Origin of the sequence: Acinetobacter piscicola, assembly GCF_002233755.1 — a bacterium.
Lineage (GTDB): Bacteria > Pseudomonadota > Gammaproteobacteria > Pseudomonadales > Moraxellaceae > Acinetobacter > Acinetobacter piscicola.
Window position 1 is genome coordinate 1 of the sequence record NZ_KZ268713.1, and the last position, 9,575, is coordinate 9,575.

Consider the following 9,575-nt stretch of genomic DNA (forward strand, 5'->3'; position numbering starts at 1 on the left):
TGTATTCTTGGTACACCAGTGAGTCATGCCAGTCTTCACTTCCCGTGGTATCCGCCTGACCTTTGATGTATTGCACTGGTGCATTCAAGTTATTATATGAACCCAATACGCCATAAGCTGTTGGTGGATATAAGTTACCGCCTTCCGCAATGGTCTGATCTATGGACTGGTCATAACGATATTCCATCGCTTCATTTTGTGCTAAGTCTTGTAAATGGGTAGGAACTAGTCTTAATCCCGCGATCTCACCTGCTGGTATTGGGTTATTACCGTTATAGCTAAATTCCCAGTAGCCTGTGTTTGACTCAGGTGTCGTGGTCAGTACTGTACCATTGGCTAAAGTCAAATAAACCTGTGCTTCTCCCCAATAAAGTTTGCCCTCGTAACGTGTTGCAAATCCTGCAAGGTTAGCACTGTCATTGTAGAATTTAATGTCATCCATTTCCATGAAAGCTGATGCACTGAACTCTCCCAAATAACTGTATGGTGTGTAGTACCAATTCACATAGTTGGATTGTCCATCAAACTCACTCAATGGTGTCGGAATATGCTGAATAAATTGTGGGTTAATCGAGATATTGCCTGCGTTATCCACAGTTTCAAATACGTAGTTTTTAAAGTTGTCCATATGATCCAGCAATGGTGAAAGGACTAATTTTCCATTGGCATCCGTCTGTAAACCACTGCCTGTAGTTAACTCTGTCAGTCCTTCGATATGTTGACCACGGTACTCTTGTTCATAGACTTTAAAGTTACGTGCACCTGTTTCACTAAATTGGAAGGCAGGGTTAGCTACGTCTAATCCTCCTTGTGCTGAAGGACTCAAACTACCATTAAATTTACCTGTTGCTGCCACGTTATCTACACGGTAGTTTTGTGCCGCAGCTTCATTTGCACCACCGACATAGACTGTTGCACTATTGCCTGCAACATCTGTGATCACCGCACGGAACTTACGACTTTCATCATTGATTTGCTGGGCAGACCAATCAACGTTATACGATGAGGTGTTATTCGCGGCGATCGTTGCTGTATTTAGATCAGTCCAAGTACCATTCACCAAAGTTTGGTAAATCACTTGTGCGCCTGCCTCGCCTGTTACATTCAATGTAAACTGCGTGTCGTTCGAGTAGAAGTCTGTAGCGGAAACACCTTTGTCTTCGTAACCAGTCAAACTCATCGCAGTATTCGGCGTTAAAACACTATCAATCGTTACATTTTGTGATGTCGCCGCACCCGGAATACCAGCAGCATCTAATATGCGAGATTCAAATTTATAAGTCCCATCTGCGAGCGGATTAGCAGTATGATCCAATGTCCAAGTTCCATTGGCATTGCTCACTGCATCTTTCCAAGTCACACCACCATCTAAGCTCACCTGAACTTTATCACCAGTATCTAAAGTCCCATTGACCTGACCACTAATTACAAGCGTTTTATCATTGGTAATAAAATCACCCGCAGTTCCACGATCTTCAGAAATGGCTGTAATGACTGCTGTTGAAACAGGCGCAGTAACATCAATCACAACATTAAATGCAGTCGTTGGATCACTTACATTTCCAGCTTGATCTGTTTGGGTCGCAGTTAATGCATGTGTTCCCTCGGTTAAACCTGGTGCAGGGATGGTATAGCTCCAAGCCCCATCGGCTTTTGCAGTTGTTGAACCAACCAATAAACCATTTTCATAGATTGAAACGATACTATTGGCTTCTGCTTTTCCGCCTACTGTTGGTGTGGTGTCATCACTATGATCACCTGATTTCAATAAGCCTTGTACAAGTCCAACATCATCACTCACTGTTTCTAAAGTTAAGCCCGTTGGTTTGATTGTATCAATGCTAAATCCTATCGTTGCTGTTGCTGTATTACCATTGCTTAATGTTGCTGTAGCCGTATAGGTCTGCGCACCATTACTCTGCGTTGGTACTTCAAGTGACCAGTTTCCAACACCATCTGCCGTTACAGAACCGAGTGAATTCCCATCTTTATCTGTAATTTTAACGATTGCCCCAGCTTTGGTTGTACCTGACAATACAGGTGTATCATCATTGGTTACGCCACCATCAGCGATTGGCCCTGTAACTGGTGCTTTATTGTCAGTTGCACTGATCGTAATATTTACAGCGCTCTTGTCGACATCAAAGGTCAATGCATCACTTGAGGCACTCACATTTCCTGCTGGATCTGTTTGCGTCACAACCACATCATGTGAACCATCTGCTAATTCAACTGTTGGGGTAAATGTCCAATTTCCATCTGGTTGAACTGTTGCAGTTCCTATAACAGTTCCATTATCCGTTAAGGTAATCGTACTACCAGCCTCTCCTTTACCTGAGAATGTCGGTGTTCCATCATCTGTTACACTACCATTGGTAATCGGACCGACCATTTGCCCTACATTATCAACCGCAGCCAAATCAGGTTTGCTTGGTGCAAGCGTATCTAGATGAATCACATAGTCGCCAGTAAATGGACTCAATTGCCCTGCTGCATCAACAGCTTGGGCTTTAATCGTTTTCGCACCATCCGCACCTAAATCCGCAACTTCAACAGACCATGTACCATCTGTTTTGACGACCGTATTTGCAACTTCCACACCTTCGCTATAGACATGAATCGTAGATCCAACTTGGCCTGTCCCACTAATCGTCGGTGTTTTATCGTTGGTTAAACCATCTTTTGGAATAGTTTGGTTGAATAGCCCACCTACAACATTATCAACAACATTGGTAATTGCAGGGGCAGGCGGTGGAGCACCCAGTACATCAAATGTCCACGGTGTTGTCACAGCGCCTTCATTTCCTGCCACATCAACAGGTGCAGCAGTTAAGCTATGTGGCCCTGCACCTAATGGTAAAGTTGGTGTAAAACTCCATGTTCCATCGGCTTGAACTGTTGCTGTCCCCATTAAGTTGCCATTGTCATATATATTGACATATGCAGCATCCGCAGGGGCTTTGCCTGTAAATTCTGGACGGGTATCATCCGTCACACCTTGTTCTGGAATCGTACCTTTTATTGCCCCAACATCATCTTTTAAATCTAAATCAGATAATGCAGTAGGCACTTTCGTATCTACTGTAAAGCTCTGTGTTGCCACAGTACTACTATTTCCAGCCGTATCAATCACACGTGCTTGAACCGTATAAGTCCCATCTTGCAAAGTCTGTGCAGTATTGTCATAACTCCACGTCCCATCTGCTTTGCTCGTTGCATCTACCCAGTTTGCACCATTGTCAAAGGAAACTTGGACTTTTTCATTACTTGCCAATGCTGTTGAAACTTTACCATTAATCACCAATGTTGAATCTTTGGTTATAAAGTCAGAGGTATTTACCCCTGTATCTTCAGAAATACTGGTAATAGAAGCTAACGAAGTTGGTATAGCTGTATCAATGATGACATTTTGTGGTACTGAAGATGTACCAATATTACCCGCCTGATCTATGACACGGCTCACAACTGTATATGTACCATCAACCAATGTTGCTGTTGTATTATCCAAAATCCACATATTTGCAGGACGATCAAGTGTTGTATTTGTCCAAGTTACACCACCATCTAAACTGATCTGTACGCGCTCATCAGCTGCTAAGTTACCTACAACAGTTCCATTGAAAATCAATGTATTATCATTGGTAATAAAATCACCAGCTTGACCACTGTCTTGAGTAATACTCGATAGTGTTGTTGTTGCAGTTGGTACGGTCGTATCAATGGTAATTTCTTTGGTACTTTCTGTTCCTGCTGTTCCTGTAGAATCAATCACACGTGTAATAACTGTGTATTGACCATCGACAAGATTGATTGCGGAATGATCCAAACTCCAACTTGTCCCTGTAGGATCAATTGTTGCCGTTAACCAGTTTAATCCACCATCTAAACTGACCTGAACTGTTTCATCAGGGTCTAATACTCCTGTCACATTTCCAGAGTAGATCAAAGATGGGTCATTGGTGACAAAATCACCTGCCACACCACTATCATCTGTAATTAAAGTCAGATCAGCTGTAGCTTTTGGCGGCTCAGTAACAATCGTTACATCTTGAGTGACTTGGTGTCCAATATTACCGACTTGATCCACAACACGAGCAATAAATTGATGTGTTCCGCTGCTCAAAGTATTTGCTGTATTGTCTAAAGACCATGTATGACTCACTGGATCGATTTGTGCAGTTATCCACGTATTACCACCATCGACACTCACTTCAATATGGTCATTTGCAGTCAGCGTACCAGACTCAATTTTACCGTTAATAATCAGTGTTGTATCACTGGTTTTATAATCGCCAGCAATCCCTGTATCATCACTAATACCTGTAAATGCAAGGGTTAAATTTGAAAGTGGTGGGGTTAAATCAATCACAACTTCTTGTGTATCTGTAACATCACCATTCAGCACTTTATCAACAACACGTGTTTGGAATTGATAAGTCCCTTCAGCCAAGGTATTGGCTGTATTGTTGTATGTCCAAGTATTTGTTGCTGAATCAACAGTAACATTCAACCAAGTCTGACCACCATCTAAGCTGAGCTGTACTTGATCATCTGTAGCTAAAATACCTGTAACTTTACCACTGATCATAAGTGTTTGATCATTGGTTTGATAGTCGCCTGCTGTACCTGTATCCTCAGTGATACTGGTAAATTCAGACGTAGCTGTTGGTGCAGAAGTATCTATCACCAATTTTTGAGTAGAAAGTGGGCCTGTATTACCTGCTTGATCAACAACTCGTGCAGCTAAAGTATAAGTCCCATCGACCAATGTTGTTGCACTGTGATCCAGTGTCCATGTTTTGGCAACAGGGTCTAATACCGCTTTAATCCAAGTTGTACCGCCATCCAAGCTCACTTCAACCGCATCATTTGCAGCAACATCACCAATGATCGTTCCATTGAAAACTAAACTATTGTCATTGGTTTGGTAATCACCTGCCACACCTGTATCTTCAGTAATGCCCGAAAATAAAGCTGAAGCAACTGGTGGTCTAGAATCGATGACCACATCTTGTTCAGAGATATCGCCTTGATTACCTGCCAAGTCTATGACACGGACTTGTACTTTATATGTGCCATCTGCAAGCGGATTATCAGTATTATCAAAACTCCATGTTTTATTTGTATGATCAACCGTTGCTTCAGACCAAGTTTTACCACCATTTAAACTGATTGATACTTTATCCGTTGCATCCAGTTGACCTGTAATTTCACCATTCAACAGCAAAGTATTATCACTGGTGACAAAATCATCGATAACACCAGTGTCATCGGTAATGGTACTTAATTTTGCCAAAGTGGTTGAATCTGGCGCTTGAGTATCAATTTGAACATTGACAGTACTCGCAGTACCCGCTACACCTGCAACATCGACCACGCGAGCTTGGAAAGTGTATGCTCCATCAGCCAATGGATTTGCAGTATTGTCATACGACCAAGTATGGTTGGTACGATCAACTACAGCATCTTGCCAACTTGCACCATTATCTAAACTGATTTCAACACGGTCTGTTGCTGCAAGATTGTTCAATACTTTACCGTTAATGACTAAAGTATTGTCATTGGTAATATGGTCACCTGCAATACCACTATCTTCTGTAATACCTGTAAATTCAACCGATGCAACCGATGGTTTATTATTAATCACAACACTTTGTGAAGTTAATTTCCCAACATTATTTGCTGTATCAACCACACGAACTTGAACGTTATACGTACCATCTGCTAAAGCATTGCCTGTATTATCAAACTGCCAACTATTTGCGACACGATCAAGTGTAACTTCAGCCCAGCTCTGACCACCATCCAGACTAATTTGGACATTTTCATCAGCAGCTAAAGCACCTGTAACATTGCCTTGAAACAACAAGCTACTGTCTTGGGTAATAAAGTCTCCAGCAGTACCTGTATCATCAGAAATTGCCGTCAGTGCTGCTGTTGCTGTAGGAATACTGGTATCAACAGTCACAGTTTGTGTTGAAACTGAACTTGCGTTCCCCGCAGTGTCAATGACACGGGATTGAATAGTATAACTACCATCATCCAATTCATTGATTGTATTATTATAATTCCAGACGTTTGTAGTACGATCTAAAGTACTTTCCAACCAAGTCGCACCACCATCCAAACTGATTTGGACACGCTCATCAGCTGCTAAAACACCCTCAACTTTACCTTTAAAAACTAAGCTATTGTCACTGGTAATATAATCACCAAGCACACCCGTATCTATGGTAATACTGGTTAAAGATGAGCTTGCTGTAGATGCTGCTGTATCAATTTGAATCTCTTGAGTGGTTTCAAAACCAGGATTACCTGCTTTATCAACTACACGTGCAATCAAGGTATGTGTGCCATCTACCAATGGATTCGCTGTATTGTCATAACTCCAAGTACGTGTTGCTGGATTAACTGTTGCCTCTACCCAAGTCACTCCACCATCCAAACTCAACTGTACAGTATCACTCGCCGCTAAGGCACCACCATTAATTTTTCCTTTAAAAACTAATGCATTGTCATTGGTAATATAATCACCTGTTGTCCCTGTATCTTCAGTGATTCCAGTAAATACCGCTGAAGTTAAAGGCGCACGTGTATCGATAACGATATCTTGAGCTGTTACTTGTCCTACATTGCCCGCTTGATCAATCACACGTGTTTGGAATTTATATGTTCCATCTGCAAGTGGATTATCCGTATTGTCATATGACCAAGTATTTGTTGCTGGATCAACCGTTGCTTCTAGCCAAGTTTTACCGCCATTTAAACTGATTTGGACTTTATCACCTGCTGCTAAAGGTGCTGACAAAGAACCTGTAAGTTCTAAACTATTGTCATTGGTCGAAAAATCTCCAACCACGCCTGTGTCTTCTGTAATCGCTGTCAGCGTACTGACCACACTAGAAGCTTGTGTATCAATTACAACCGTTTTACTTGAAACAGTGCCGACATTTCCAACAACATCAATTACACGAGCTTGAACATTATAAGTGCCATCAACAAGTGGATGACCCGTATTATCTAATGACCATGTATGTGTCACAGGATCTACAACAGCATTTGTCCAAGTTACGCCATTATCTAAACTCACTTGAACACTATCATCAGCCGCCAGCGTATTGAGAATACGACCGCTGATCAGCAAGGTATTATCATTGGTAATATAATCCCCAGCGGTTCCTGTATCTGTTGTAATCGCAGAGATCTGTGCAATTGCCAATGAAGCGGTAGTATCAATCACAATCTGTTTCGCTACAGGTGTCGTCGCATTCGCTGCAGCATCAATAATACGTGTTTCTACTTGATGTGCCCCCTCAGCTAAGGGTGTTGCTGTATTGTCTAAAGTCCACGTATTACTTACACGGTCTAATGTTGCTTCAACCCAAGCCCCTCCATCTATACGTACCTGAACTTTTTCATATACAGCCAAAGTCCCTGTAATCTCGCCATGAATAGCTAAAGTTGTATCAGCCGTCATGAAATCACTTGCTACGCCAGTATCTTCAGTAATTCCAGTGATATTTGCTTGGGCTGTTGGAGTTTCTGTATCAATCGTGATGACTTGCGCTGTTGAAACTGGTCCTATATTTCCAGCTTCATCAATCACACGAACAACGACCTCATGTTGACCATTGCTCAGTGGCTGCGCTGTATGATCAAGTGTCCAAGTGTTATTGATAGGATCAATTGAGGCATCTACCCATGTTGCCCCACCATCCACACTCACTTGTACTTTATCTGTAGGCTCAACAGTACCTGTAATGGTTCCATTTAAAATAAGTGATGGATCATTGGTAATATAATCACCAACTGTACCGCTATCATCCGTAATACCAGTCAAAGTTGCAGTTGTTGTCGGAGCAGCTGTATCGATCGTCAATGTAAATTGAGTACTACCAGATACTCCAGCGGTATTGGTTAGTGTCGCTGTATATTGATGTGTACCATCGATTTGAGTAGGAAGCTCAAAAGTCCAATTTCCAGTCGCATCTACTGTAGTCGAACCAAGTTCTGTCCCATTTTCAGAAATATGCACAACAGCATTTGCTAAACCCGTACCCACCAATGTTGGCGTTGCATCATCTGTAATTGCATGATTGGCAAGATCACTTTGGTTTAACCCAAAGTCATCCAATGCCTTTAAAATTTCAACTTTGACAGGTTGGGTATCCACAGCAAATGTTAGTGGATCACTTAATGCACTTATATTTCCTTTAGGATCAACCTGTTGAATAGTAATAATATGATTACCATCTGCTAAAGGTGTTGTTGGTGTAAATGACCAAGTCCCATCAGGTTTCACGGTTGCAGAACCAATTTCTACGCCTTGATCAAAAACTTTAACGACACCCCCAACTTCTTTACTTGTACCTGAAAATGTAGGTTGATTATCATCTGTTGTGGTATTGGGTTGAATTGCCCCCTGAACAACACCGATATCATCCTGCGCTGAAAAAAGCGGCTTATCTGGTCTTGTTGTATCTGCTACGGTAAAATTAGTACTATATGCCAAACCCTGCTTATCCGTACCAACGAGTAAGAAATTTTCACCATTATTAAATGGAACATTTCTTGCAAATGTACCATTTGCAAGTACTGTGACTACAATAGGTACTATTGAACCATCAATTGAACCATCTGCTTTCAATAAATAAATCGTAACTTTTGTTCCAGCCTTAAAGCTATTTGATTGAATTATTGCCATTTCCAAACCTCTATCTTTTATTTAGTAAATAATTTTATAAATAACAAATTATAAATATGTGACATAAATCACATTTTAAAGGATATATTGTAAATAGACGACATTAATTTTGTAGCTTTATTTAATAATTAATACAAAAAAAGCCACATCGTAATGTGGCTCTTTTTAGTTTCACTTATGAATCTAGTTGTTAATGTAGGATAATATTGTTATTTAACAAGTCCACTAATTCCAACTTACCTGTCGCTTCTAAAATCAAGAATTGACTGCTTGCGTAACTCGTTCCAGCACCATCTCGGTCTATGCTTAACACCGTCGATANNNTGCTTGCATAGCTCGTTCCAGCACCATCTCGGTCTATACTTAATACCGTCGATACTGCATTCGTCTCAGCATTCTTCACCGATTCAGCGGTTAAGTACTGCGCAATATTACTATCCGTAATCGTCACACCTGTCTCTTGTTCAATTTGTGCAATCCAGTCACTAATATCAAGTTTGTCTTTCGCTGCGTCAAAGTGATTCCACAGATCAGTTACTTGTGTCGCTGAATCACCCGATGAGCCGTCATAAACGCCATCACCATTAATATCAACAAAGTCTATGCTTTTATTACCATCAATATTGAGTGAATCATCACCATTGCGATCAATCCAATCATTCAAGTTGCTATTACCAAAGGTACCTAGATCAAATTGTGAACCATAACCATTGCCAATCGTGGTCCCTGTTTCACCTAAGTAAGCCCCATCACTGTTCATCTCAACTGTGATCGTATCTAATACTTTGTACACCAAGGTCGTCGCTACACCATTCGAGTAGATCGCATCGTTATCACGGGTACTGGTGTATTCTTGGTACACCAGTGAGTC

General features: G+C 41.3%; 1 protein-coding gene. It reads right to left on the reverse strand.

Annotated features, from left to right (window positions below; genetic code table 11):
- The coding region (locus CDA10_RS04890) for an Ig-like domain-containing protein (protein WP_171333947.1) at window positions 1–8,704 on the reverse strand (8,704 nt) is incomplete at its 3' end.
- Between the last annotated feature and the right edge of the window lie 871 nt (window positions 8,705–9,575).